This window comes from Vibrio sp. 10N.247.311.14 (assembly GCF_041467715.1).
Classification (GTDB): Bacteria; Pseudomonadota; Gammaproteobacteria; order Enterobacterales; family Vibrionaceae; genus Vibrio; species Vibrio crassostreae_C.
Genome location: NZ_JBFSVE010000015.1, coordinates 26,235 through 51,820, shown reverse-complemented (window position 1 = coordinate 51,820; position 25,586 = coordinate 26,235). Strand labels below are relative to the sequence as shown.

The 25,586-nt window shown below is 45.3% G+C and carries 24 protein-coding genes and 1 pseudogene; 13 read left to right on the top strand and 12 right to left on the bottom strand.

Annotation, left to right across the window (positions count from 1 at the left end; all coding sequences use genetic code 11):
- Nucleotides 1-131: 131 nt before the first annotated feature.
- Nucleotides 132-752: a hypothetical protein gene (locus AB6F11_RS07695; RefSeq protein WP_017061252.1), complete on the top strand. Its 621-nt coding sequence runs from the start codon at nt 132-134 to the stop codon at nt 750-752.
- A 192-nt stretch (nt 753-944) separates the two neighbouring features.
- On the opposite strand, the gene AB6F11_RS07690 is transcribed toward AB6F11_RS07695, so the two are convergent.
- From AB6F11_RS07690 to phhA, 6 genes and pseudogenes are all read right to left on the bottom strand, one after another.
- Nucleotides 945-1,820 carry an NAD(P)-dependent oxidoreductase gene (locus AB6F11_RS07690; protein WP_017070192.1) on the bottom strand — a complete coding sequence of 292 codons (876 nt, stop codon included), beginning with the start codon at nt 1,818-1,820 and terminating at the stop codon, nt 945-947.
- Between the two features lie 12 nt (nt 1,821-1,832).
- Nucleotides 1,833-1,997: pseudogene (locus AB6F11_RS07685) on the bottom strand (LysR family transcriptional regulator); the annotation flags it as partial.
- Between the two features lie 161 nt (nt 1,998-2,158).
- A complete protein-coding gene (locus tag AB6F11_RS07680; RefSeq protein WP_017057670.1) occupies nt 2,159-2,875 on the bottom strand; it encodes a YebC/PmpR family DNA-binding transcriptional regulator in 717 nt (238 codons plus the stop codon).
- A gap of 96 nt (nt 2,876-2,971) precedes the next feature.
- Nucleotides 2,972-3,181 (bottom strand): DUF3283 family protein, encoded by a 210-nt coding sequence (locus AB6F11_RS07675; protein WP_004732615.1) that lies wholly within the window; start codon nt 3,179-3,181, stop codon nt 2,972-2,974.
- A gap of 284 nt (nt 3,182-3,465) precedes the next feature.
- Nucleotides 3,466-3,804, bottom strand: coding sequence for a 4a-hydroxytetrahydrobiopterin dehydratase (locus AB6F11_RS07670; protein WP_102393366.1), 339 nt, complete (start codon nt 3,802-3,804; stop codon nt 3,466-3,468).
- Nucleotides 3,794-4,585 carry a phenylalanine 4-monooxygenase gene (gene phhA, locus AB6F11_RS07665; RefSeq protein WP_102397966.1) on the bottom strand — a complete coding sequence of 264 codons (792 nt, stop codon included), beginning with the start codon at nt 4,583-4,585 and terminating at the stop codon, nt 3,794-3,796. Before phhA ends, AB6F11_RS07670 begins: the two co-directional genes overlap by 11 nt.
- Before the next feature lie 199 nt (nt 4,586-4,784).
- On the opposite strand from phhA, the gene AB6F11_RS07660 reads away from it, so the two are divergent.
- From AB6F11_RS07660 to AB6F11_RS07620, 9 genes are all read left to right on the top strand, one after another.
- The gene (locus AB6F11_RS07660; RefSeq protein WP_102393368.1) at nt 4,785-6,821 is read left to right on the top strand and encodes an acetoacetate--CoA ligase; all 2,037 of its coding nucleotides are present in this window, start codon (nt 4,785-4,787) and stop codon (nt 6,819-6,821) included.
- A gap of 254 nt (nt 6,822-7,075) precedes the next feature.
- Entirely contained in the window at nt 7,076-8,560 is a 1,485-nt protein-coding gene (locus AB6F11_RS07655) for a ricin-type beta-trefoil lectin domain protein (protein WP_102393369.1), read from the top strand.
- Nucleotides 8,561-8,727: 167 nt separating this feature from the next.
- Nucleotides 8,728-9,948 carry an extracellular solute-binding protein gene (locus tag AB6F11_RS07650; RefSeq protein WP_081229142.1) on the top strand — a complete coding sequence of 407 codons (1,221 nt, stop codon included), beginning with the start codon at nt 8,728-8,730 and terminating at the stop codon, nt 9,946-9,948.
- 69 nt (nt 9,949-10,017) lie between these two features.
- Nucleotides 10,018-10,887, top strand: coding sequence for a carbohydrate ABC transporter permease (locus AB6F11_RS07645; protein ID WP_102393370.1), 870 nt, complete (start codon nt 10,018-10,020; stop codon nt 10,885-10,887).
- Nucleotides 10,884-11,696, top strand: coding sequence for a carbohydrate ABC transporter permease (locus AB6F11_RS07640; RefSeq protein ID WP_065676058.1), 813 nt, complete (start codon nt 10,884-10,886; stop codon nt 11,694-11,696). Before AB6F11_RS07645 ends, AB6F11_RS07640 begins: the two co-directional genes overlap by 4 nt.
- A gap of 22 nt (nt 11,697-11,718) precedes the next feature.
- A complete protein-coding gene (locus AB6F11_RS07635; protein WP_102393371.1) occupies nt 11,719-12,759 on the top strand; it encodes an ABC transporter ATP-binding protein in 1,041 nt (346 codons plus the stop codon).
- The gene (locus AB6F11_RS07630; RefSeq protein WP_081229147.1) at nt 12,749-13,513 is read left to right on the top strand and encodes an MBL fold metallo-hydrolase; all 765 of its coding nucleotides are present in this window, start codon (nt 12,749-12,751) and stop codon (nt 13,511-13,513) included. The genes AB6F11_RS07635 and AB6F11_RS07630 overlap by 11 nt, the downstream gene beginning before the upstream one ends.
- Entirely contained in the window at nt 13,503-14,375 is an 873-nt protein-coding gene (locus AB6F11_RS07625; RefSeq protein WP_081229149.1) for an inositol monophosphatase, read from the top strand. The genes AB6F11_RS07630 and AB6F11_RS07625 overlap by 11 nt, the downstream gene beginning before the upstream one ends.
- Nucleotides 14,371-15,384, top strand: coding sequence for a LacI family DNA-binding transcriptional regulator (locus AB6F11_RS07620; protein WP_065676062.1), 1,014 nt, complete (start codon nt 14,371-14,373; stop codon nt 15,382-15,384). Before AB6F11_RS07625 ends, AB6F11_RS07620 begins: the two co-directional genes overlap by 5 nt.
- A gap of 82 nt (nt 15,385-15,466) precedes the next feature.
- Here AB6F11_RS07620 and maiA read toward each other — a convergent pair whose 3' ends face one another.
- From maiA to AB6F11_RS07595, 5 genes are all read right to left on the bottom strand, one after another.
- Nucleotides 15,467-16,156, bottom strand: coding sequence for a maleylacetoacetate isomerase (gene maiA, locus AB6F11_RS07615; protein WP_102397965.1), 690 nt, complete (start codon nt 16,154-16,156; stop codon nt 15,467-15,469).
- Nucleotides 16,157-16,194: 38 nt separating this feature from the next.
- Nucleotides 16,195-17,232, bottom strand: a complete 1,038-nt coding sequence (locus AB6F11_RS07610) for a fumarylacetoacetate hydrolase family protein (protein ID WP_102397964.1) — start codon at nt 17,230-17,232, stop codon at nt 16,195-16,197.
- A 9-nt stretch (nt 17,233-17,241) separates the two neighbouring features.
- Nucleotides 17,242-18,417: a homogentisate 1,2-dioxygenase gene (locus tag AB6F11_RS07605; protein WP_104216085.1), complete on the bottom strand. Its 1,176-nt coding sequence runs from the start codon at nt 18,415-18,417 to the stop codon at nt 17,242-17,244.
- Nucleotides 18,410-19,483 carry a 4-hydroxyphenylpyruvate dioxygenase gene (gene hppD, locus AB6F11_RS07600; protein ID WP_102397962.1) on the bottom strand — a complete coding sequence of 358 codons (1,074 nt, stop codon included), beginning with the start codon at nt 19,481-19,483 and terminating at the stop codon, nt 18,410-18,412. Before hppD ends, AB6F11_RS07605 begins: the two co-directional genes overlap by 8 nt.
- A gap of 452 nt (nt 19,484-19,935) precedes the next feature.
- The gene (locus AB6F11_RS07595) at nt 19,936-21,984 is read right to left on the bottom strand and encodes a DUF3466 family protein (RefSeq protein WP_104216084.1); all 2,049 of its coding nucleotides are present in this window, start codon (nt 21,982-21,984) and stop codon (nt 19,936-19,938) included.
- Nucleotides 21,985-22,282: 298 nt separating this feature from the next.
- On the opposite strand from AB6F11_RS07595, the gene AB6F11_RS07590 reads away from it, so the two are divergent.
- From AB6F11_RS07590 to AB6F11_RS07580, 3 genes are all read left to right on the top strand, one after another.
- A complete protein-coding gene (locus AB6F11_RS07590; protein ID WP_104216083.1) occupies nt 22,283-22,531 on the top strand; it encodes a hypothetical protein in 249 nt (82 codons plus the stop codon).
- Nucleotides 22,532-22,817: 286 nt separating this feature from the next.
- Nucleotides 22,818-24,188: an ATP-binding protein gene (locus AB6F11_RS07585; protein ID WP_102397959.1), complete on the top strand. Its 1,371-nt coding sequence runs from the start codon at nt 22,818-22,820 to the stop codon at nt 24,186-24,188.
- Nucleotides 24,185-24,850 carry a response regulator gene (locus tag AB6F11_RS07580; protein ID WP_102397958.1) on the top strand — a complete coding sequence of 222 codons (666 nt, stop codon included), beginning with the start codon at nt 24,185-24,187 and terminating at the stop codon, nt 24,848-24,850. The genes AB6F11_RS07585 and AB6F11_RS07580 overlap by 4 nt, the downstream gene beginning before the upstream one ends.
- Nucleotides 24,851-24,925: 75 nt before the next feature.
- On the opposite strand, the gene AB6F11_RS07575 is transcribed toward AB6F11_RS07580, so the two are convergent.
- Nucleotides 24,926-25,585, bottom strand: a complete 660-nt coding sequence (locus tag AB6F11_RS07575; protein ID WP_086969061.1) for an HAD family phosphatase — start codon at nt 25,583-25,585, stop codon at nt 24,926-24,928.
- Between the last annotated feature and the right edge of the window lies 1 nt (nt 25,586).

The window sequence follows — 25,586 nt, the reverse complement described above, 5'->3', positions numbered from 1 at the left end:
AGTAATTGTTGAAATAAATCATTCGCATAACCACTTACAGCTTTAAAATACGAGACAAAGTTAATACAATATTGTTGCACATTGAAATGGTTCAATGTTTATATCAAATTAGTTATGGATTTATCAATATCATGGAAGCAACAACAGTTAATGCTAACGAAACTCAAACGCCAAAAGTTCTAAACAAACTTGGAACTGCATCATATGGTCTCGTTGCAATTGGGTCTTTCTTACCTGCAATTACTATCAAAATGTGGGGAGTGTCTGAATCAATTACAGGTTTAGATGTCTACGGGTTCACTATAGTCTTACTAATGATTGTAGGCTCAGCATCCTGCGCTCTTGGCTTACCAAAAATCGTAGCAAAAGGCATTGGTGCAGTGTCATTAGCGTATCTTTATTACCACTTGTTTCAAGCCATCGGTGATTTAAATGAAATGGCGCAAATGATGGGGGGGCGTCGTGGTGGTGAACTGGGACAGATCATTGAATTAGCTCTACAAAGCGCAAATATTGGCATTGTCGCCTTACTACTTGGCTTCATTTCGTTAAACATTTTTATGTTTGTAGGTTACAAACTTCACCCTCGCTTCGAGGCATTAGATGTAATCTTGAAACACTACTCTTCAAAAGCCTCAGAAAAAGCCGTTGAAAAATCAACTCAAATCAAGAAAGCAACCGAAGAGAAAGCATCAGCAGTTAAACAGAAAGCCAATCAAGTTCAGAAAGAGCAAATCGATAAAGGTGAATAAACTCATTTAAATCATCAATTTTGGACATCTATTTTAACGATTTTCGTCCCATTGATAATTCATAGATTGCTGAATTAGGAATCAAACAGAAAATTCAATACGTTTAAAAGAGCTCAAACCAAACAAAAATAGCCGCTAATCAGCGGCTATTTTTAATTTTCAAACGAAGCTTTTACTGCTTCTTCGATGCGACTACTTCTTTGTCTCTTCAACCACGGCTTTCATCAATACTGATGTATCCATGCGGCCTTGTCCTTCGGCAGACAGTGCCTTGTAGGCGTTGTTGGTCTTTTCAGTCAGTGGAAGCTGGATGCCTTGGCGCTCAGCTTCATCTAGACAGAAACCTAAGTCTTTGATCATCCAATCAATTGCAAAGCCAAAATCGAACTTGTCTTGTGCCATTGTGGTAGCACGGTTTTCCATCTGCCATGAGCCAGCAGCGCCGTTTTTAAGGCAATCAACCAGAGTTGGGATATCCAAACCTGATTTTTCAGCAAGCACTAAGCCTTCAGATAAGCCATTCAACACTCCTGCAATGCAGATCTGGTTAACCATTTTCGCGCGTTGGCCTTGGCCGACTTTACCCATAAGAACTGACGACTTACCGTAAGCCTCGAACACAGGTTGAAGGTCGTTGAAAAGCGCTTGTTCGCCACCACACATGATGGTTAGCACGCCATTTTCTGCGCCCGCTTGGCCACCAGATACAGGTGCATCCATAAAGCGAATACCGGCTTGCTTCGCTGCCACTTCAAGCTCTTCAGACAGAACTGCAGACGTTGTAGTGTGATCGACAAGAATCGCGTTTGGCTTCATCGCTGCCAATGCGCCTGTTTCGCTGGTTGTCATGCTGCGTACGTCGTCATCGTTGCCCACACAAACCAATACCACGTCAGCTTCCGCTACACATTCAGCCACAGATTCTGCCGCTTTACCTTGGTGTTTATCAGCCCAGTCTAGCGCTTTACTGTGAGTGCGGTTAAATACCGTTACTTCAAAACCGGCTTTGACTAGATGGCCTGCCATTGGGAAACCCATAACGCCTAGCCCGATAAAACTTACTTTCATTTCTTTCTCCTTTTATTTGACCAAACCATCGCTATGAAAAGATCGAACACTCTCAATCAATGCATCAATAAGCAGGGTCAAAGCCTTTGGCTGATATTTTCTTTCTTTGTACACTAAATACGCTTGGCGATCACCCCGATGGTACTCAGGGAGCACTTGAATCAGATTCATGTCGGGATAAGACGAACAATATAATGAAGTTCAGCGATAAATCGCGACCAGAGAACGCTTTGTCAGCCGTACATTATGGAACGATGATCAAGGCTTGATCAATACTCAAAGCATAAAAAAACCGAGCACTAGGCTCGGTTTTTTTATAACTGTTGTTACTGTAAAGATTACAGCTCAGCGTTGTGGTAAACCTGCTGAACGTCATCACAGTCGTCAAGCATGTCTAAGAACTTCTGGAACTTCTCAGAATCTTCTTCAGCTACTGGCGTAGTTGTTTGAGGAACGAAAGTGATTTCCTCAACGTCTAGCGTTAGCTCTGGGAACGCAGTGTTTAGTGCAGTCTTCGTTTTGAAGAACTCAGTCGTTGGAGCGAATACAGTGATAACACCGTCTTCTAGCTCAACGTCAGTCACGTCTACGTCTTCCATCATTAGCGTTTCTAGGATGATCTCGTCGTCTTCGCCTTTGAACTGGAATACAGCTTGGTGAGCGAACATGTGAGAAACAGTACCTTCAACACCGATTTTCGCGCCAGTTTTAACGAAACATTGGCGAACGTCTTGGAAAGTACGGTTGCCGTTGTCAGTTAGACAGTCAACGATTACGCTTGTGCCACCTGGGCCAAAACCTTCGTAACGAGCTGGTTGGAAGTCTTCACCGCCGCCGCCGTTCGCTTTATCGATCGCTTTGTCGATAACGTGAGCTGGTACTTGGTCTTTCTTCGCTTTAGCAATCAGGTGCTTAAGAGGTAGGTTCATGTCTGGGTCAGAGCTGCCGTTCTTAGCCAGTACGTAAATCTCTTTACCGTATTTAGAATAAACTTTAATTTTTGCGCCTGCAGTTTTCGCCATTGAGGCCTTGCGCACTTCAAAACTTCTTCCCATCGGGATCTTCTCTCTGATTCAATTAACGGTGCAGATTCTAGCAAATTACTGTGTCATTTCAATTCTACAGCACTGCTGGGCAAGGTTTGTCTGCGTTTATGCGACACCCATTACCCGTTTGTATTTTTCTACAGACTGATCAAACCAAGCCTTTTCTTCTGGGTCACCTAGCTTCATTGCTTCTTCAACAATGGCTTCAGGGCCACATTTCGCTTGCTTCAGTTTCCATACAAGAAACGATGCTTGCTTATCCAGTTCGATTTTATTTTTCTCGCTGGGTGGAAGGAGTGAAAGGTTGATAGACATTATTAGCCTTCGTCTGTAATACACTTGGCCGAGAAATATATCATAGAGCAGCCTCATAAAACCAATACTATGAGTAACAGAAAGGGTTTATGAGACAAGAAACCAAGCAAGTCGCTGATGCAGGTCAAGCTAGTTTAAGAGAAGTGACACCCCATGATGCGAAAGTATCACTTATTCAACTCATACTATGAGCTGTTTAAGGCAATTATTCAACTCACATTATGAGCCGAATAATGAGTTAATCGCATCACAGAGGTTGCAAGAGTAACTCCTAACCTACAAAACTATTCACTCACCGCGAACACATCGCAGCGTGAGGCGCAGATGAAATCATTTTTGTGCAGGCCTTTGATTGAATGACTCCACCAAGTGACGGTGACTTTACCCCACTCCAATAAGATCGAAGGATGGTGGAACTCTTCTTCTGCCAGTTCTGACACTATGTTGCTGAATGCCCATGCTTGCTTGTAGTTCTTAAACTTAAACACCTTCTCAAGCTGTGGGATGCCGTCTCTTTCCATGATCTGCCAATCAGACAACTCCAACAGTAAAGATTGTTGTTCATCTTTACTTAGGGCAATCGCGTCGATACTGCAGGCTTCGCATTTTTGTTCATTCAACATGTGTTGGTTCCTTGGGTTCAAAAAGTGGTAGTAACCCCGCGTCTATGGCGAGATCAGCTTGCTGTAATAGGTTTTCCTGACTGATTTTAAAGAGCTCAGATAGCTCGTCGATCACGTAATATTTCGGCTGCATGATGTCGATTCGATAAGGAGTTCTTAACACCGTCTGCAGATCGAACCGCTCACGAACCGCCAAATCACCGCCCAATGCGTACATGGTTTCCGCCGGAGACGAGAGAATGCCACCGCCATAAATTTTCAGTTTTTGCCCCTCTTTTACTAAACCGAACTCGACCGTAAACCAATACAAACGGGCAAGATAAGCGCGCTGTTTGGATGTGGCGGCTTGGCCTAGTTTTCCATAATGCTCAGTGAAAGCCGCGAAGTCGGCATTGGTGAGCATGGCACAGTGACCAAAAATTTCATGAAAGAAATCAGGTTCTTGTAAGTAATCGAACTCGTCTCGCGTTCTCAGAAATGTCGCAACTGGGAATTTCTTGTTGGCGAGCAAATCAAAGAATCGGTCGAAATCGATCAATGCAGGCACAGGCTGAACTTGCCAACCGGTTGTTTCCATTAGCACTTTATTTATCTCTGGCAGCTGGGGAACTCTGTCTAATGGTAGATCCAGCAAGGTCAAACCGTGCAAATAAGCATCGCATGCGCGGTCATTAATCACGTCCAGTTGCCTTTTCACTAAGTCGTGCCAAATAGCGTCTTCTTCGAGGCTCCACTCAACCCATCCCTCTTGGCTCACGGGCTTAGAATGATATTGAGTCATTACACACCTCCTTTCGAATGTCTCACTTTAAGCCTATCTCCACTCCTTATAAGCGCCAATTTGCGCGATTTTTCGAAACAAGCGATCGTGTAACATTTTATTTACACAATTCCACCAAGCGCTTATTTTGCTGAACTTTTGACTTTGTAAAACCTAAATACCAGACTGAAAATGTTAACTTTTTGTTAAAGGTAAAGGAATGCACGAGAGCAATAAGCCAATTTGGCAACCTAGCGACCAGCGTATCGCACACGCCAACGTAACCCGATTTATGGATAGCCTCGATCAGCAGGGCGTACTCGAGCGGGAATTGAAAAACTACACGGAGCTTCATCAATGGTCTGTGGAACATCCCGAGTCGTTTTGGCAGAACGTGTGGCAGTTTTGTGGAATGGTCGGCTCGCAGGACAATATTGATAACGCACAAAGAGAGCTCATAAAAACTCAAGGCGAGAGCCGCTGGCAGCAGCCTAAATCGAATCGGGATGCGGTGTGGTTTCCGAATGCTCAAGTTAACTACGCAGAAAACTTGCTGCATTCAGCAAAAACGTTGCCAAACGAGCTTGCGATTTGGTTTGAAAATGAACGTGGCGAGCAGCAAAGCTACACATGGAAAACCTTGTGTGAGGAAGTCTCTAGTGTTCAACAGTGGCTCCTGGATTGTGGCGTGGAGCAAGGTGATGTAGTTGCCGCTTATACCCCTTATCTGCCACAAACCGTGGTCGCAATGCTAGCCGCCACCAGCTTAGGGGCGATTTGGACATCGACCTCGCCTGATTTTGGAGTAGAGAGTGTGATTGAGCGATTCGGACAGGTGAAACCTAAGGTGCTGTTCACCTGTGACGGTTACACCTTCAATGGCAAAACGTTCGATATGGCGGGCAAGAACCGTGAAATCATCGAACACTTAAACGAATTAAAACAGGTGTGTGAGATCGGTTATTTGAAACCGAGTAATGACTTAGAGAAGAGCGATTTAGAGAAGAAAAAAGTTGAACATGATGTGTCGATTCTAAGCTGGCACAGCATCATTAATCACTATCAGACAAAACCTCTTCGATTTACTCGTGTCGGCTTCAATGAACCGTTGTTTGTACTCTACTCTTCCGGCACCACAGGCAAACCCAAATGTATAGTGCATTCTGTCGGTGGCACTACCATCAACCACCTAAAAGAGCATCAGCTTCATTGCGATATTAAACCAAGAGATCGCGTGTTCTACTACACCACTTGTGGTTGGATGATGTGGAACTGGCACGTATCTGCGCTCGCCAGCGGTGCTTGTTTGGTTATCTTTGATGGTAGCCCGGTTTACCCGCAACCTAACGTTCTATGGGATTTAGCGCAGCGTGCTGACGTATCGACATTTGGCACCTCAGCCAAGTACATAGAAGCGATTGAGAAAGCCGAACTCTCACCAATCGACAGCCACTCTCTGCCTCAATTAAGAACACTGTGCTCGACGGGTTCTGTGCTTTACCCAGAGCAGTTCGATTACGTTTACAAGCACATCAAGCAAGACCTGCATTTAGCGTCGATTTCTGGCGGCACGGATATTTGTGGCTGCTTTGTTTTGGGTAACCCAATCTCGCCTGTATATCGCGGTGAGTGCCAACAGGCCGGGCTCGGCGTCGACATCAAGGTGTTCAATTCGTCTGGTCAAAAGGTCGATCACGAACGTGGCGAATTAGTATGCACCAACTCCCTACCCAACTTCCCCGCTGGCTTTTGGAATGACACCGGAGAGCGCTATCACAGCACCTATTGGGATAGGTTCGACAATGTGTGGCATCACGGTGATGAAGTCGCACAGAGCGAACATGGCGGCTACCTGTTCTACGGGCGAGGCGACACCACACTCAACCCCGGTGGCGTGCGAATTGGTACGGCCGAAATCTATCAGCAAGTGAACACCATTGACGGCATCATCGATTCGATAGCAGTCGGTAAAAACATCGACCGCAATGAACAGGTATGGCTGTTTGTTCAGCTGCAGCAAGGTGTGAATTTAGATGAAAAGTTACTGACAGCCATCAAAAGCAAACTCAAATCCTCTTGTTCGCCAAGACACGTGCCAAGCCAGATATTTGCGATCAGCGACGTGCCAAAAACACGCTCTGGCAAACTGGTGGAGTTGGCTGTGAAACAGGTGATCAATGGCAAAAATGTAGAAAACCTCGGGGCTATCGCTAACGCCGAGGTTTTGGAAGAGATAAAGAGTGTTGTTTCGCTGTAGCGCTCTTATCTCACAAGCTCTCAATTAGAAGAAAGTAACTTCCAACGAAAGCCCTCCACGAATAAACATCGTGGAGGGCTTTTTTATCTTCGTATTAACTGTAACTCAGGTTTAAGCGGTTCTAACAAATTGCTCAACTCATTTTTACCCCTAATTGAAGCGAATAATATTTAACCAATTTTTAATCAATCAGTCATCAATATTCTCTAACGTAAACACTCAGTGAACGCGCGTGCAAAAATTAAGGAGAAATTATGCATAAGTTATTTTGGCCAGGGCTAGCTTTACTGGCAAGCTCTCAAGCCTTGGCATCAGTCATTCAGGTAGAACCTGTAGATCCAAGTAAACATACATTCAGTGACATCTATTACATGCAGCAACATAACACCCAAGACTATGGAGATAAGCTGACGGATTGGTTAGATCAGGGGTTTGGTATCGTGGAATTGGATGTGATCGATAGAGGTAGATGGGAACACGAAGAGTTTGGCCCTTACGTGTCTCACTCCTCAAGCCCCGGCAACAAAAACTGCGCAGCAGCTGGCAATACTCGGCTGGGTCATTGCTTCGATGACATCATTCAATGGACAAACCAAAATAACCCGAAATACCCCTTAGTGGTTCTAATCGATCTAAAAGTCAGTTGGGATCCCGCTAACGCATGGAACTACGATGAAGTTGGCATGATTGACAAATGGATCAGTGACTACTTGAGCGAACACCAGTACCGGTTCTCGTCGTACTTAAACGAGCATTTAGTGCCAGCAGCAACAGCAGCGGAACACGCAGGAGCAGTTAACCCCAGTAAACACATTCGTGAATTGACTAAAACATTTGGCTGGCCCTTACTACGCGACCTTCAAGGCAAAATCATCGTTGTTCTCACTGGTGGAAAAATAGGGAGCAAGAACCAAAACTACCGATCAGGTTGGAACTGGTTATGGGAGACACATGGCGTGGTGCCATCAACTTTCATGTGTCCTGAAGGTAGCACTATTGAACATATTAAGGTGGGAGGGCAACTCAATGGGATATCAAAAGAGGAGTCTCAACGCTTTATTTGTAACAACATGGGTCAGAGTAAGCACTACCAAAATGTCGCAAATGAAGCCGCTAATAATAAGCAAATGATGCATATTTGGGGAGACTCTCTAGTTAGCCCTGAAACATTTGAATACAACTACCTTTCAGTTAGCCACGGGGTGCAGTTCATCAATAGAGAAAGATCTAAACCTCAAGATATTTCGACTTGGGGTAATGCTGTTCCACTTATTGGCGTACGACGTTCAATCGCGGGTTTTTTCCAGATTTACAACGAACAAACCGGGCTGTGCTTAAGTGTCAAAGACTCTAAATATAGTAACGGAACTCAGCTAATCAGCAGTCAGTGTCAAAAGTCAGAGGATCAAAAGTTTGTTTACACCGTTGAATCTCAGCTAAGACCCAAAGGAAACTCTCGATATTGCGTGGATATCAAGGGAGGGAAAGCAGGGAACGGCAAAGACCTTCACTTATGGAGTTGTGATGGAGGAACCAGCGAAAAGTGGAGTATTACACCAACCAGCGCATTCATTAGTTGGCACAGTAACACTAGTGGTGACGACGGTAACGGATACTGCATGGACAATAAAGGGGCTGGGGCAGGAACACAATGGCACCTCTACTCCTGTCAGGATTTTAACGCCAATACTCGCTTCAAACTGCTACCAGTCACTCGTTGGGATGACACTCACCAATAAATATTAACCCATATCTAATTTCAGTGAAGCTTAAAATCGCTTCGCCATCACGATTTTAAGTTTCACATCTTCGTCATCAATCTGACATTTAGCTTCACTAAGGTAATAAGCATTAGTTTGAACGCGCGTGCAATAACGCTCAACTTATCAAGGAAAGGGAGAACGTCATGTTCCGAAAAGCAATCATTGCCTCGGCAATTCTCGCCACAACACCATTGGTCAATGCAAGTGAACTGGTCATTGCAAGTCGCGATAGCAGCTATGGCGAAGCCATGGAATTTGTAGTGAGTGAGTACAACAAGGTTAAGCCAGAGACGAAGGTAACCTTGGTTAAACGCCCAACCAAAGGACTATATGAAAGTACGGTTCTTTCTATGCGTGAGCAAACGGGTCATTACGATGTGATCCTTATGGACGATACGTGGGCACCTGAGTTTTTAACCAATCAATGGTTAGCACCACTGTCTAGCTCAGTAGAGGATACTGACTTTGTTCAAGCGTCATTTGATATTGGCCGCTACCCAGATGCAAGCGGCCCTGCTTATGCGATGCCAATGGTGGGGAACGTTGCGATGTTCGCATGGAATCGTGCTGAATTTGCAAAACATGATCTGTCAGAGCCAACGTCATGGACAGACGTGCTCAATTCAGCAAAAACCATCAGTGAATCAAGTGACACTAATGGCGTGGTTTTTCGTGGCGTAAAAGGCAACCCTATCGTGACGGGTTTCCTACCTGTACTTTGGGGATATGGCGCTGATGTGGTCGACGAGAATGGCCGTTCAACTCTCGACTCTAAAGAGGCTGTAGAAGCATTAGAAACCTTCCTAGCAATGAAGCAATTTGCGCCGAGAGGCGTCGATGTTTACAACGCTGATGAAGTACGTGATTCGCTGCAAAAAGGGACAGCGGCAATGGCGATTGAAGTATGGCCAGCCTGGGTGCCAAATCTAGATAACGCTGACGTATCCAACGTTGTGGGTGATATGGAGATAATGGCACCGCCAGCAGAAGTAGGAAGCCCTGCGCCAATGCTAGGTATTTGGCAGCTCGCCATTCCTTCAGACTCAAACAACAAGCAAGAAGCAGAGGCATTCTTAAAATTTGCAACCAGCGCCGATATTCAAAAAGCTCTCGCTCTCGACTACGGCATGCCACCAACGCGTAACAGCATTTACTTTGATGACGAAGTGGTGAGCAAGTATCGTTGGTATCCACAACAAGCCAAAGCACTATCAACTGGTAAGGCTCGTCCTAGAATCCATAACTGGGCGGAAGTGGAAAGTATCTTAGGTGACTTCTTACAGTTAGCAATGATGGGGCAAATGAGTCCGGAGCAAGCCCTTAAGCAAGCTCATACTCGCATCAATCGTATTGTTAAATCGTAATCACTCATAATGAATGCCATCGGTATTGACCTGTGTCGTTGATGCCGATGGCTGCTTTTAGGCTTTTGTATGTTGTTTGAAAATCGTAAGCAGCTCACTGTTTTGTTGCTCCCTGCAATGCTTGTGCTTGGCTTACTCACGGTCTACCCAATTTTGTCGGTACTTTACAATGCGTTCTTCAGCTTAGACAGTGAACGTGCCGGCTATCAATTCATTGGCTTCGCGAACTTCAGCGAACTCTTCAATGACTTCTTCTTCATCGCCGCGATAAAAAACACGTTCGTTTTTACACTGGTAGCCTCAACCGCTCAGGTGCTGCTTGGTTTGGCATTAGCCTTGCTGTTTCATCGCCAATTTCCTGGTCGACGATTCGCTCTGCCCATTATCATCTACCCGATGATGATCTCGACCTTAGTTTGCTCTTCTATATGGCGCTCTTGGTACCACTATGATTTCGGCCTTCTGAACGCCGTTTTGGTGTCGATTGGGCTGCCTGCACAAGAGTGGTTGTTTAACCCTAACTTAGCTCTATTTGCCATTGCCATGGTTGATACTTGGCAGTGGACGCCAATGGCATTTCTCATCATTCTCGCGGGATTGCAATCTGTGCCGAAAGACATCAATGAAGCCGCGATGGTCGATGGTGCAAAAGGCTGGAAATCGACGTTTTACATCACCTTACCGCTCATCCAGAAACAGATATTATTGGCCTTTCTTCTACGCTCGATAGACACCTTTAAGCTATTTGACAAGGTGTACGTGATGACGGGAGGAGGCCCGGGGAACGCCACAGAAACCTTATCGATGTTTGTCTACAAATACGGTTTCCGATTCTTTGACTTAGGAATGGCAAGCGCCTCATCACTGGTCATGCTCGCTATCTCACTCTCTATGACTCTTATCTATGCGAAACGCGTAATGAAAGGAGGCCAAAAATGAATACACGCCTTCATATTTTTTTCGTCTGGGCTGCGACCGGCCTATTTATACTTCCGATCATTTGGATGTTCGGTACTGCCTTTAAGTCACCCGCGGAAATCTTACATTCTGGGACCGCATTATTGCCTTCGACACTGAGCTTCGACTCCTTTCTAAAGGTATGGCAAGGGGAGCTGTTTACTCTAATCAGTAATACCGTACTGGTATCGCTATCTGCAACGGTGGTTTCCGTAATTGTGGCATTCTTCGCTGCTTACGCGTTGGTTCGATACCGCTTTCCAGCCAAACTGGACAACCTGTTTTTATTGTCGGTGTTAATCATCAAAATGATGCCACCGATTGTGGTCGCCATTCCGTTGTACTCGTTAATGAACCAATTCGGGTTACTAAATAGCAAGCTTGGGCTGGTATTGGCGTATCAGGTTTACACCCTGCCCTTTTGTATCTGGATGCTGCTAGGCTTCATTCGTGACGTCCCTTTAGAGATTGAAGAAGCAGGCTCAATGGATGGCGCTCACTTGTTCAAACGCCTTCAATATATTGTATTTCCACTCTGTGCCCCAGGTTTGGTTGCCACGTCTATTTTCGCCATGATTTTGGGATGGAACGAGTTTTTATTCTCTCTTCTTTTCGTGCACACACCGGACAAATTTACCATCCCGCTGTTCATTTCTAACTTCATGACAGAAGACGGCACCGCATGGGGCGAGCTTATGGTGATAGGCATTATCTCCTCTGTTCCTATGCTTTTTCTTGCCAGCTATATGCAGAAATACCTGCTGCGCGGCTTTTCGATGGGCCTGAAATAGGGATTGAAATAAGGAATTAATCATGACGAAACTAAAACTAAAAAATATCCATAAAACCTACGGTGACCACATTGTGATCCCTGAGGTTAACTTGACCATCAACGACGGTGAATTTGTCGTGCTTGTAGGCCCATCAGGTTGCGGAAAATCGACGCTTCTTCGCATGATTGCTGGTTTAGAAAGCATTACTAAGGGCACCATGACGCTCAACGAGCATATTTTGAATCGCGTACACCCTTCTGAGCGTGAAGTTGCGATGGTATTTCAGTCGTACGCTCTCTATCCGCACATGACGGTAAAAAAGAACATTGGCTTTCCGCTCAAGATGGCAGGGGAATCCAAAGAAACCATCGATTCATTGGTGCAGTCCACAGCCGAAAGCTTGCAACTCACTCCCCTTCTAGAGCGCTTACCCAGTGAGCTCTCAGGTGGTCAAAAACAACGAGTAGCCATTGGCCGAGCCATTGTAAGAAATCCTGAACTTTTCCTATTTGATGAACCGCTATCTAATCTAGACGCTAAACTACGCAGTGAAATGCGCCTTTATTTAAAGCAACTACATCAGAAGCTCAAGTCCACTATGGTTTACGTGACCCATGATCAAGTGGAGGCCATGACACTAGCGGATAAAATCGTGGTGCTTAACAAAGGATCAGTTGAACAAATAGGAACGCCTGAGGATCTGTATAACAGACCACAGAACAAATTCGTTGCCTCATTCATTGGCTCGCCAGTCATGAACTTTCTGCCAGCTGACACCTATGAGGCGCTCACTCATAAAGGCTTAGTGCCAAAAGGGGTTGTATCCGTCGGACTGCGCCCTAATCAGGTTTGTGTCGACTCCATTAACCCAAATTGCACAATGACTGTAGAAGTCATGGAGCCGCTCGGTTATGCCCGTCTCTATTATGGGCATTTGAACGGTTCAGCCTTCATTGTAGAAAGTGATGAACTGTATGACGTGGGTGACGCTCTGCCTATCAACCTGCCTAATTCAGTGCAACATTGGTTTGACGACAACGATGAACGAGTACTCGATATCGAGGTTTCTCATGCCGCATGATTTTAAGGTACACACACTTGGGATTGGGGATGCTTATGATGGAGAGCATACTAACGCCAGTGTTATCGTCAAGCAACGCGATTACTCGTTATTAATTGACTGCGGCCCAACGGTGCCAGCTGCCTTATTTCGCTGCAATATAAGTTGCCATGAACTCGATGCCATCTACATTACCCATTCGCACCCCGATCACTGCTTGGGGTTAACCACACTGCTCAATTGGATGGACTCAAAGCAACGCTCACGACCAATCAAAATCATTGTTCAACGTGAACAAAAGGCGATTATCGAACCTTTAGCTCATTTTGCACATTGGCCTGTTGATGCCTTGGGTTATGAGATCGAATGGTGTGAGAGTGAAACGTTAACGAAGATTGGACCTTGGGATGCTCAAACCGCACCGACACAGCATGCAGTCAGTAATTTGAGCCTGCATTTAACCACCTCTCTAGGCTATCAACTCCTCTACTCTGGGGATGGTCAATTAACTGGGAAGAGCTTAAAACTGGCCTGCGAGAGCGATCTAGTCTTTGCTGAATGCGAGACGATCGAACCTCATACCAGTCACGGATCGTGGGCGCAACTCTCCAGTGTTGAAGTAAAACCTGGCAGTCAGTGGAAACTCTATCATATAGAACCAGCGGTACGCTCGCCGCTTTCAATTGCAATCCATCATCGTACTGAGTTCGAGTTGGCAAAAGAAGACGAGATTCTGGTTGCTATCAATCATTGGGGAAACGGTAATGTCGCTTAATCAACCAGGTTCAAACTGCTCAAGTCCAAATCGAGTTCAATCACGTGACGAACTTAATGTCATGTTAAACACCGTTATCGAGATAGCTAACGACGCGGCAACCATTGCAATGACATGGTTCAACAATCGACATGACCTGTCAGTGGAGTCAAAGGGACACCACGACTGGGTATCTGAAGCTGACCGAGAGGTAGAACAGTTCATTCGCCAAGCACTAAGCCACGCTTACCCTACGCATCACTTCTTTGGCGAGGAGCTTGGTGGGAAGTTAATCGCCCCTTGCTGGGTAATAGACCCCATTGATGGCACGACAAATTTTCTCTACGGGCATGGCGACTTTGTTATTAGCATCGCCTTTCTAGACCAAAATGGCGCGTGTATTGGCGTGATCGCAAACCCAATACAAAAGCGAGTGGTCGTCGCCAGTCGCGGGCAAGGAGCCTACGAAATTAAAAATGGAGAGACCCGCCCTTTAAGGCCAAGGCCACTTTCAGACAAAGAATTAGTCATAGGGCTAAATCTTAATTACCAACCAAAGGTTGCCAACGGCTACTTACGCAACACAGAATGGCTAATTGAGAACGGCCATCAGGTTCGAGTGAGTGGTTCCGCTGCTTGGTCAATGACACAAGTAGCCTGCGGAGAACTGGACGGATGCTACATGGGACACGTGTATATTTGGGATGTTCTCGCGGCCCAATTAATCTGCGCCGAAGCAGACTTAGTGGTAGCCCCGTCACTCACCACCACTTATACTGGCCCAGTGTGGGCATGGCCCAAAGGATCAATACTGGAACAATTGTGCCAGCCATCTGATGGCCACGATGTAAGCCAGAAAGTTCGAAAGGAGTCCATTTATTAATAGCACGAAAAAGACCGTTACCGCGCTGGATGTTGCCGAGCATGTAGGTGTCTCACGATCCGCTGTTTCAAGAGCATTTACCGAAGGTGCAAGCATTCAAGCCGACAAACGAGATCGAATTCTTGAGGCGGCAAAAACACTGGGCTATCAACCCAACTTCTTTGCTCGAACCTTAAGTACCCCTGCACAAAAAAAACGGTCAAACTTAGTAGCCATATTGATCAGCGACTTTTCAAACCCGTATCAGTCGCATTTATTTGAGATCCTCTCCAACATACTTCAACAACATGGCAAGCAGCCTATGCTACTCAACGTTAAGCACGAGCAGGACTTAGAGCAAGCCATATTACGCCTCTCTGGTTATCAGGTTGATGGCGTAATTGCTGTCGCAGGATCTCTCCCTGTCGAAGGATTTGAACAATGCCTAAAGCTCTCTCTACCCCTTGTGACACTGGGACGAGCGGACGAACGAGGCATCATTCCCTCTGTTCAAACCGACAATGTTCAAGCTGGTCGCCTTGCTGCTGAACACTTGATTCGCCTCGGTATAACAAAGCTCGGATTTATTGCTGGTCGGCAAGACGGGTCAGCCTCAAATGAACGCTATCAAGGCTTTAAAAACGTCGTTGAAGAGCAGCTTGGCTTTATCCCTGAACGTTTGTGCGCGCACAGCTACGGCTATTCAGCCGGTTTTGAGTTGGCTATTCGAGAGATAGAAGCTATTCGTGAGCTTGACGGCATTTTTTGCGCTTCAGATGCGCTCGCTATGGGCGTCTTGGACAGCTGTCGCGATATCGCTCGTATCCCAGTGCCAGAACAGTTAAGAATCGTTGGCTGTGATAATGTTCCCCAAGCGGCGTGGCAGGGTTACCAGCTCACAACCATTGCCCAACCGGTCAATGAGATAGCCAAGACCGTGATGGAAAAGCTCAACCAGATCTGGTCAAATCAACACGGTACTCAAACCTACACCCGCATTTCTCCCATATTGAAGGTACGCAGAACCTGATTTGGCATTTATTCAGGCTCTTAAATGTCAGGCTGTGTATAAGCTATTGCAGTAAAGCCAGTTGTTAATTGTTGCTATTCGCTTACATCGGTACATTCGCATCCGCTTGGTTCTCTGGCATCGCCCCAATAAAAGCGGGTAACTGATTACACGCTTCAACAATCGAGTTAATCAACGGATAAGGTGACATATCAACGCCAAAACGCAGCGCGTTATACACCTGTGGCACCAAGCAAATATCGACAATGCATGGTGAATCGGTGAGGCTATAAACTGAATCAGCGTATGTTTGACGATGCTTAGAAAGCTTCTCTTCTAATGCCGAAAAACCTTGGCTCATCCAATAGTGAAGCCAGTCTATTTTCGCCTCTTGCTCACACGACAACTCTCGCTCCAAATACTGCAACACACGAAGGTTATTGAGAGGGTGAATTTCTATCGCAATATCCTGCGCCATTGCCAACGCTTGATAGCGCAATGGTGTTTGCTCGGGAATCAACAAGGAGTCTGGGCTGCTCTCACATAAATATCTTTCATCCAAGTATTGCAAAATAGTCAGCGACTGATTGAGTTTAACTTCACCATCCACCAGCACAGGCACTAACTCACTGGCGTTGAGCTCACGATATTGTGGATCATGCTGCTCGCCGCCATTACGCACCAAATGCACCGATTTAGACTCATAGTCGAGTTGCTTTAGGTTCAATCCAATACGCACCCGATAGGCGGCCGAAGAGCGCCAGTAACCATAAAGTGTCATGTTCTGATTCATACAATGATCTCGCTCGAGCTGAATCTTTATAATATGGGCTATAACGCTCGATATTGGCTAACTTTTTGGTCAATCGCACCAAAAATGGAATCACCCGCCGTATCAAACATCTCTAGGCGAATCGAGTCGCCAAACGACATGAATTTAGTCGACGGTTTACCATCGCGAATCGTCTCAATCATGCGCACCTCGGCAATGCATGAATAGCCCACGCCGCCCTCGGCAATTGAGGTGCCGTGGTCAGTGCCTTGCTTATTCGATACCGTGCCTGAACCTATGATCGCGCCTGCCGACAGTGGTCGAGTTTTAGCTGCATGCACAACCAACTCTGCAAAATTGAAGGTCATATCTACACCGGCATTCGGACAACCAAAAGGCTGGTCGTTGTAGGTCGATATCAACGGTAAATGTACCTTACTGCCTTTCCATTGCTCGCCAAGCTCATCAGGTGTTACCGCAACCGGAGAGAACGCAGAAGACGGTTTAGACTGGAAGAAGCCAAAACCCTTAGCAAGCTCCGCCGGAATCAAACCGCGCAGCGACACATCGTTCACCAACATCAGCAAGCGAATCGAGTCGTGCGCTTGTTTAGCGCTAGCGCCCATCGGTACATCACCGGTCACAATCGCAACCTCACCTTCGAAATCGATGCCCCACTCGTCGCTGGCAAATTCGATATTGTCACAAGGGCCGATAAACGCATCTGAGCCGCCTTGATACATTAATGGATCAACCCAGAAGCTTTCTGGCATTTCAGCACCACGCGCCTTACGCACCAGTTCAACATGGTTTACATAAGCACTGCCATCCGCCCATTGATATGCGCGTGGCAGAGGTGATTCACAATACTGAGATGCAAACACTTCACTGCCAGTCACATGCCCGTTGTTTAACGAGGTGTATAACTCTTGTAACTGAGAAGCCACGCTGTCCCAGTTATCCAATGCTACCTGCATGGTTGGCGCTAGATGCATCGCATGGAAAATTTCGGTTGCAGCTACACATTGTTTAAGATCTTTACTTACGACCATCAATAGACCGTCGCGAGTGCCATTTTTCTTGGTTGCTAATTTCATCCTTGTCCCTTACTTCTTATCGTCAGCCATGGTTTGAGAACCTGTCTCTTGCAAACCAGTGTCTTGCCAACTGTAGACATATTCTTTGTTCTCAACGCTATCGAGTTCATCAGAGAACTGCAGCGCGTGGCGAGTATCGATCATCACCGCGACTTCATCAGTGAACTTTTTCTTATACGCTTGCCCTGCCTTAAAGGCTTTTGGGTGAGGCCCATGCGTGAAGCCTGCAGGGTGGAAGGTCACCATGCCCGCTTCAATGTTATCGCGGCTGAAGAAGTCACCAGCGTGATAGAACAGCACTTCGTCGTAATCATCGTTGTTGTGGTAGAACGGCACTTTTAACGCCCCAGGATCGCTCTCAATCGGGCGTGGCACAAAGGTGCACACCACAAAGCCTGCGCCAACAAAAGTCGTGTGTGCAGACGGTGGCAAGTGGTAGCGATGTGACATCAGCGGTCTGATATCGCGCCAGTTCACTTTCACCACAGCCAAGTCACCATGCCAGCCAATCGCGTCTAAAGGATTGAACGGATAAGTGATCACGCTGACTTTGTCGTGGCGTTTTACCTGAACTTGAGTTTGATCTTCTGAATACTGAGCGCGGAATTGATCGTTGATCGATGGTATTTCAAGAACCGCTGGATCAAACACCGCGTGATTGCCGACCATGCCTTTCTCTGGCAAGGAGTAAGCCGCGTCTGTGTTCTCAATCATCAAGATAAACATCGGCTCGCTTGGCTCTAAACGCCAGTTGGTCGAGCGCGGGATCATCACGTAATCCCCTTCACTCACCTCTAGATGACCATAGTCACAATAGAGATCGGCGCTGCCTTGATGAATGAACAGCAGCTCATCACCGTCGGAATTACGCACCAAGAAATCCATCTTCTCATCCATGCGCCACACACGGATTTTGCAGTCCGCATTGTGCAAAAGATGAGGCACCGCCCAAGGGGTTATCTGGCTAGCTTTCTCCACCAGCGTAAAATCAAAAGCGCGAGGACGTAAATCACCCTCCCACTCCGACCAACCTGTTGGGGCATGCTGGTGATGAAAGTGAGCGGCAGGGCCAAAGAATCCACTTCGGCCCGCTTCTCGCTCATAAATTGCCTCTTCGGGGAAGTCGGCGTGCGCTTGTTTAGAGCACACCCCCTCCCGATGAGGAAACGAGATCCATTTATGCATCGTCTAATACTCCTCGACGAATCTGGTCCTCTTCAATCGATTCAAACAGCGCCTTGAAGTTACCTTCACCAAAGCCTTCGTTGCCTTTACGCTGAATGATTTCAAAGAACACAGGCCCGATTACCGTCTGTGTGAAAATTTGCAGCAAGATGCCGTCTTTGGTCGGCGCACCATCAATCAGAACGCGTAGGTCACGCAACAGATCGGTATCTTCCCGGTGGCCTTTTACACGATCGTCAACTTTCTCATAGTAGGTATCTGGGGTTGGCATAAAGTCCATGCCGCGATCACGCAGAGTCTTCACGGTTTTGTAGATATCATCGGTGGCGAGTGCGATGTGTTGGATACCTTCGCCGTTGTATTCACGAATGAACTCTTCAATTTGTGATTTGTCGTCTGAAGACTCATTGATAGGGATGCGGATTTTGCCACATGGTGAGGTCATGGCACGGCTCACAAGGCCTGTCAGCTTACCTTCAATGTCGAAGTAGCGAATCTCACGAAAGTTACCGATACGCTCATAAAAACCAGACCACAGATCCATATTGCCTTGTTTCACGTTGTGCGTGAGGTGATCGATCTCATAAAGGCCTACGTCGGCTTTCGCCATGCGCTCTTGCGCGTCATCATAGAATCGGAAATCAACGTCGTAGATGCTCTGCTTGCCGTAACGGTCTACGAAATAAAGCAAACTTTCACCAATACCGTAAATAGCAGGAATGCTCAGCTCCATTGGCCCGATTTCTGTCTTGTACTCTTCACCACCACCGCTAGACGCCTGCGTCATTGCCGTGGTTGCATCGTTAACACGAAACGCCATGCCACACACCGATGGGCCGTGAACTTTAGCGAACGCTTCCGCTTGGCTGTGTGGTTGTTCATTGACGATAAAATTGATATCACCTTGTCGATACAGCCAAGCTTCTTTTGAGCGGTGCTTGGCTATCTCAGCAAAACCAAGTGACACAAACAGCGCTTTAAGTTGCTCTATTCCCTTGTGGTCAACGGCCGTGTATTCAACAAACTCGAATCCATCCGTGCCAAGCGGGTTGTATGTATCCACCATGAACTTCCTCCTTGTACCTATTGGTTTTGTGTTGTGTATTTTTTGTCCTTAATTAAATTTGGCCCACAAGCCGAGATAATGGAATGGGTGGAGGAAAATGGGCAATTTCGATGAAACCCTGTCAGTTTGTAAAATATTTGTTACACACAAACCATCGAGACAAGAAAGTGAGTGCTATCAAGGGATTGAAAGGTGGTGGTTTGATTTACAGAAGAAGAAGGAATGTTATTGAATTGTTACATTTGAGCTTTATGGGCTAAAGCAGAAAGAGATAAGTGTATGTTGAACGTAAAAAGAGCATCACAAAACAGGTGATACTCTTTTAAAAAGCTTCATATCCCAATGGTATTCTCATAGGGTGAGCCATCAACTCTAACCCATTACTTTAATGGTTGATGATTGATGGTTGATGGTCAAATAGAGGTTGTTTATCTCGTGAGCACGTCATCAATTTAGGTAATCACAGAACGAGATTTTTTCAAGCGAACTGAAAGCACGGACATCAAACTGATAAGCACCAATAACCCGGTACCGGCACCACTACGTTCAACATCTTCAGCGCTATCATCACTTCTTTCAGCAATGTCTTCACTTGTTGCTCCAGATATCGGGATAAGTTTCACAGCCACCACCCTCTCGTCACCTACTCCATCATTACAATATGCAAAGTGCGCGGTTGAATCATAAGCCATAGAAGAGGAGCTACTTTCACTCGCAAAACATTGTATTGCCGTCCCTGAGATAACACCCGCATCATTAATGTCGGTTGCGTCCAATATTCTAAAGTGGTTGTTGGCATCACTGTCGTCACCACCGTTAGTTAGGTCGTCTAACCACCAAGCTTGATCATTATATCTTGCACGTCTATCAGAATCGGTACCAGTGTCGTTATAAGGGAAAATGAAGCCGCGATGCCTTCTTTCATGTCCGTCTACTTCAGCGTGAGTTTCGGCGTCAACATAGCCAACAATTTCATTGTAATTATTGATCTCACTTGCTTTTCCTTCTGCACTATCAAAGAAAATGTCTTCACCTAAACTTGCGAAGAATGTAGCTGTTGGCGTTGTGTCATTCGCATCAGCGACAAACATACGATTGTCAGACACACGATCCGACGGATAATCACCATCTCGTTTTGCATAACCAATAACCATCATGTTTTCATTAATATCTGTTGCGACAGAATTACTGTGGATGTATGAATCACTCACTTCTACCGTCGCATTAGCGATAAATGTCGTCGTCCAAGCATTTTCCGAAACGCTGAAATTTGACGTACTGCTTGGCCTAAACACAGCAGCCTGCATAAGAAAGTTATCAGAATCATCTAGCTCTGTATTGTAACCAACTAAAACAGGATAAGAGCTATATGTCCCTCTAGATGAAATCGTTGCAGCCCTCACACTCGCCTGTGCTGAAGCTTCATCATCGTTGTAAGAGTAATAGGTCGAACTGGTTTCCCAATCAGATACTGAGAAACGGTTTCCATCATCATTGGGGCCATTCGCATCGGTTATATTCCAGACAAAAGCTCGATTAGCAAAAGCAAAGTTCTGACACTCTGGATATAAAGCAGGCTCAATATCTTCATCGATACAATTATCTAGATCCTCAGCATCACTGTCGGATGTGTACGGAGAGTCATAATCTTTGTATCCATCACTGTAATAAAAAGTCGCAACGGACGCGCTTCCGACCACATAGCTTTCCCCTCCATAACTGAAAGAGTCAAAAGCCATCGTTCTTCCCATTTGGGAGATTATATTCGCTTCGCCGTCAGCATCGCTGATCGTAATGCTGGTATCGGCTTCAGGTTGGAGAACCGTAAATTCAGTGCCTGTATCGTAGTAACCACGCTGCCTATACAACTGAATATATTGGTTGTTATAACTGTAGTAACCACTGCTGGTGTTACCAAGAACAAAACCATTCTCGTCAACTTTAGTGATGACCTTCTCCTCTGTTCCATCAACAAAGGAATAACTATAACTGCTCACATCAGGTGGGTTGCTGCCAACATCTGGGATCTCGCTTAGCGAAGAAGAATCATAAAAAGCCGTGGAATTGGTCTGATAGCTCAGCCCGTAATACGCATCACGCTCATTTTTCAAGCCTCCAATGCCCGCATCATCATCGCCATACCACAATAAAGAACTCCAAGCTTCACAAGTCGCGTAGCCAAGTTCGCTCGTGCAGTAGCTATAGATATCGTCATAATCCAAATAGTAGAACGTGTTATCGATACCAAAGGGGACCTCCTCTTTAAAGGAAAAACCTGGTTCTGCATTTTGAGCTTCCCCTGCGAATGCGTAGTCGGTGTCACCACAACTGGTACTAAAGCAATCCGTTGTACCAAGCTCTGGTTCAACTGCGACCCCATACACCGATTCAGTTTCTACTGGTGATTCCTCCAAAACCACCCTATAAAGAGCAGCGTTACTATAAGAAGCAACCAACAACGTAGAAGAGACAACGACTGATTTTTTTACCATTGCCTTCATTCTACGGCTCCTAAAAAATAATCCATTTCAATACCAACGATAGCTTTCTGCCTTTATTGCTAAAGGCATTAAATTCATGAGTTCAATAATGGACTAGGATAAAAATAGAAAATGTGGAAACTATGTAGAAACAATGGAGGTTTAAACAACCTGACTTGATGGGCTAATGATCTGATGCTCTTATAAAGTTAAGCGCTAACTTTCATCTCCTAGATTTATCCATTTTCTCTGCTAATTTGATCGCTAACCTATTTGCGTCAAAGAATTACACTTATATTTGGTTACGAATAGGAATTAAATGACGAAAAAAATCACGACAGCATTACTTTTACTGACATCGACATTCGCGCTTCAAGCGTGTGCTGAAAGCCGTGAAGGTCTAAGAGAAATGCCAAGCTTTGAAGAAATGGATGCAAACGGTGACGGCGAATTACAATTAGAAGAGCTTAAAGGTCCACTCGCCGATGACTTTGACAAGCTAGACGTAGATGGAAGCGGTGGTCTATCGGAAGAGGAAGTTCCGCCGCCACCACCAAGACGTCAATAATTATTAGAGGGTTATCCAAAAATAGTGATAATTCAATGCGAGCTGATGGGGTATAGCACCCTGTCAGCTCACTATTCGTTTCTAACAAAAAGATGCTTATACATGGCCTAAGATGAATAAAGAAATCAATGTCCATATTTCCCACAATATTGGGGACTAATATTGGTTTAACTCACTTTTGTCTTAACTCATTTTACTAACTTAATTCACTTTAACTTCTGGAGAGAACGTGCGCATATCAATTTTCACCAAACTGTTTGTTTCAATACTAATGGTATGCGTGACCATGCTCTTTGTACTCACTTATTTTATTAACTCCAGTTTTCAAAGAGGGCTCCAAGATTTCACAAATAACAATGAGATTGCGCTAGCTCAAGAACTCGCCAATAACTTAAAGCAATATTACTCACCTTCCGAAAAGTGGAGGCGGCTAGAACGTGAACCACATTTAATCGCCAGTAGCATTGGCGGCCCCTCACGACCACATACTCGTGACAGACACCCATCGCCACCACCATTAAGAGAGCCGGAAGCGCCAGATCTTCAACCTATTTGGCAACGACTCAATATTTTAGATCAAAACGGGCGAGCTATAATTGGACCTCCTGAAAACCTACATCACCTTGAAGATGGTCAGCATCAAGCGCTAGTCGAAATAACACGGGGTGATCAAGTGATTGGATATATCTCAATCGTCCAGATGGATGAAATATCAGGGCCTTTAGCTGAAAGCTTTTTCAAACAACAAACGACGCATGTAAGCACCATCGCATCGATTACCGTATTGCTTTCATTTCTTATCGCTTTATTTCTTGTTAGGCGATTTTTGAAACCATTGCGTGCTTTGTCTAAAGGTGCCAAATCTATCGAAAATGGCGACCTCGATTTCTACATTGAAAAAAGTGGCAATGATGAGTTATCTGATCTCATCGGAATATTCAACGGTGTAGTCGAAACACTAAGAAAACAAAAAACACTTAGAGAACAATGGTTATCGGATATTTCACATGAACTTAGAACGCCTATCACCGTGCTAAGAAGTGAACTAGAAGCACTACAAGACGGTATCCGATCTCCTGAGCCAAAATACATCGACTCGTTACATCAACAAATCATCACACTGGGTCAACTCGTTGAGGATCTTCACCAACTCTCCCTTTATGACATCGGATTTAACCTCAATGTTAAAAACAACGTTGATATACATAAACTGATTGATTCTGTGATCGTTCAAAACTCGATCCGTTTAGAACAGAAAAACATCACATTAACAAAGCACTATGACCATTCGGCTCCACTGTTTACCTCGTGTGATGAGAGATTACTGACACAACTGTTTGTGAATCTGTTGGAAAATAGCGCGCGATACACTAGCGGTAATGGGCATGTATCGATAGATGTTACCGACATTAGTGATAGTATTATTATCAACGTTGAAGACAGTGACCCAGGTGTACCTGATGCATCACTTCCGCGTTTGTTTGAGAGGCTTTACCGCGTTGATAAATCGCGCAGTCGCTCAAGTGGCGGTTCTGGGCTTGGCTTATCTATCTGTAAAAATATCGTTGAAGCGCACCAAGGACACATTACTGCCGAGCACTCAGAATTGGGTGGACTGCGAATCATCATAGCGTTACCAAAGGAAATAAAATCGTGATTTTAGTCGTCGAAGATGAGCCTGCATTAGCAAGTGTACTGTGTGAGTACTTAGAACACTCTGGCCTTGAAAGTCATCATATTATCGATGGTAGTCTTGTCATTGACTGGGTAAAAAAAGCATCGCCTAAACTCATTATTCTCGACCTCATGCTACCTAATCGAGACGGGTTGGATATTTATCGAGAGCTGAGAACGTTCAGTGACATCCCAGTGGTTATGGCGACAGCCAAGGTCGAAGAGATTGATCGACTCGTTGGGCTTGAATTGGGTGCAGATGATTATATATGTAAACCGTACAGCCCGAGAGAAGTGGTCGTGAGGGTGAAAAATATTTTGCGTCGTTCCAACAAGCCCCAAGCCACGTCAGCAACGAACGCCATTGATATTGATGAATTGAGTATGACCGCCGTTCTATGTGGTATTAAGTTGAGTTTAACGCCAGCTGAATTTCGGCTTTTGCACCTTCTGTATCAAAATGTTGGCCGCATTTATAGTCGCGATCAATTGATTGATAAAATCTACGACGATAGAAGAGTGGTCAGTGATCGCACTATCGATAGCCATATTAAAAACTTACGCAAAAAAATGGTCTCGATAAATGAAAAATGTGACTACATCAAATCCATTTACGGGATAGGTTACAAACTAGAAATAGAATAATACGAATCATAAAGCCGCTGTAGTCAGCGGCTTGATGAATTCTAGAACGAACCTAATTCGAATATAAGATTCAATTTAATCCCAGTTGAGAATCGACCAATTCGGTTGATCAGCCAGTGCTTTCAAACGCGGACATGGGTTCACCAAATAAGCAAAATCAGCGTGCTCACACAAAGGTAAGTCATTGATTGAATCCGTATAAAAGTGGATATCTGAGTAGTTAGTTTCTTGATTGTCTAACCACTCTTTTAAACGCGTCACTTTGCCTTCACGGTAGCTTGGCACACCTGAGATTTGAGAAGTAAAACGGCCTTGGTTTTCAATCAAATCGATACCGAGTGCATTCTCGATACCAATCTTACGGCCGACAGCTTCCACTAAGAAAGTCACACTGGCAGAGATGATCAACATGTCGATATCATCATTCTCAAGCTGCTCAATCAAAGGTTTCGACTGCTTGAACTGTTTAGGCAAAATATGCTGTTCAACACACTCTTCCACCAAGGCGGTGACTTGCTCTGTTGGCATATCGGCTAATGGCTGCATGGAAAACGTTAGGTAATCTTCCATGTTCAGTTTGCCTTCCGAATACAGGCCCATTAAGCGTTTATCTTCATCAATAAAGTTGGGCGCAGTGGCAATGCCCTTTTCAACCAAGAATTCATTCCAAAGCATCGCTGCATCGGCATTGATCAGCGTTTCGTCCATATCAAATACATACAAAGGTTTGAACATC

Excerpts from the sequence above, each read along its gene's own strand:
- AB6F11_RS07695 (WP_017061252.1), top strand. The coding sequence starts at position 132 with ATGGAAGCAACAACAGTTAATGCTAACGAAACTCAAACGCCAAAAGTT.
- AB6F11_RS07690 (WP_017070192.1), bottom strand. The coding sequence starts at position 1,820 with ATGAAAGTAAGTTTTATCGGGCTAGGCGTTATGGGTTTCCCAATGGCA.
- AB6F11_RS07680 (WP_017057670.1), bottom strand. The coding sequence starts at position 2,875 with ATGGGAAGAAGTTTTGAAGTGCGCAAGGCCTCAATGGCGAAAACTGCA.
- AB6F11_RS07675 (WP_004732615.1), bottom strand. The coding sequence starts at position 3,181 with ATGTCTATCAACCTTTCACTCCTTCCACCCAGCGAGAAAAATAAAATC.
- AB6F11_RS07670 (WP_102393366.1), bottom strand. The coding sequence starts at position 3,804 with ATGTTGAATGAACAAAAATGCGAAGCCTGCAGTATCGACGCGATTGCC.
- phhA (WP_102397966.1), bottom strand. The coding sequence starts at position 4,585 with ATGACTCAATATCATTCTAAGCCCGTGAGCCAAGAGGGATGGGTTGAG.
- AB6F11_RS07660 (WP_102393368.1), top strand. The coding sequence starts at position 4,785 with ATGCACGAGAGCAATAAGCCAATTTGGCAACCTAGCGACCAGCGTATC.
- AB6F11_RS07655 (WP_102393369.1), top strand. The coding sequence starts at position 7,076 with ATGCATAAGTTATTTTGGCCAGGGCTAGCTTTACTGGCAAGCTCTCAA.
- AB6F11_RS07650 (WP_081229142.1), top strand. The coding sequence starts at position 8,728 with ATGTTCCGAAAAGCAATCATTGCCTCGGCAATTCTCGCCACAACACCA.
- AB6F11_RS07645 (WP_102393370.1), top strand. The coding sequence starts at position 10,018 with ATGTTGTTTGAAAATCGTAAGCAGCTCACTGTTTTGTTGCTCCCTGCA.
- AB6F11_RS07640 (WP_065676058.1), top strand. The coding sequence starts at position 10,884 with ATGAATACACGCCTTCATATTTTTTTCGTCTGGGCTGCGACCGGCCTA.
- AB6F11_RS07635 (WP_102393371.1), top strand. The coding sequence starts at position 11,719 with ATGACGAAACTAAAACTAAAAAATATCCATAAAACCTACGGTGACCAC.
- AB6F11_RS07630 (WP_081229147.1), top strand. The coding sequence starts at position 12,749 with ATGCCGCATGATTTTAAGGTACACACACTTGGGATTGGGGATGCTTAT.
- AB6F11_RS07625 (WP_081229149.1), top strand. The coding sequence starts at position 13,503 with ATGTCGCTTAATCAACCAGGTTCAAACTGCTCAAGTCCAAATCGAGTT.
- maiA (WP_102397965.1), bottom strand. The coding sequence starts at position 16,156 with ATGAATCAGAACATGACACTTTATGGTTACTGGCGCTCTTCGGCCGCC.
- AB6F11_RS07610 (WP_102397964.1), bottom strand. The coding sequence starts at position 17,232 with ATGAAATTAGCAACCAAGAAAAATGGCACTCGCGACGGTCTATTGATG.
- AB6F11_RS07605 (WP_104216085.1), bottom strand. The coding sequence starts at position 18,417 with ATGCATAAATGGATCTCGTTTCCTCATCGGGAGGGGGTGTGCTCTAAA.
- hppD (WP_102397962.1), bottom strand. The coding sequence starts at position 19,483 with ATGGTGGATACATACAACCCGCTTGGCACGGATGGATTCGAGTTTGTT.
- AB6F11_RS07595 (WP_104216084.1), bottom strand. The coding sequence starts at position 21,984 with ATGAAGGCAATGGTAAAAAAATCAGTCGTTGTCTCTTCTACGTTGTTG.
- AB6F11_RS07590 (WP_104216083.1), top strand. The coding sequence starts at position 22,283 with ATGACGAAAAAAATCACGACAGCATTACTTTTACTGACATCGACATTC.
- AB6F11_RS07585 (WP_102397959.1), top strand. The coding sequence starts at position 22,818 with ATGCTCTTTGTACTCACTTATTTTATTAACTCCAGTTTTCAAAGAGGG.
- AB6F11_RS07575 (WP_086969061.1), bottom strand. The coding sequence starts at position 25,585 with ATGTTCAAACCTTTGTATGTATTTGATATGGACGAAACGCTGATCAAT.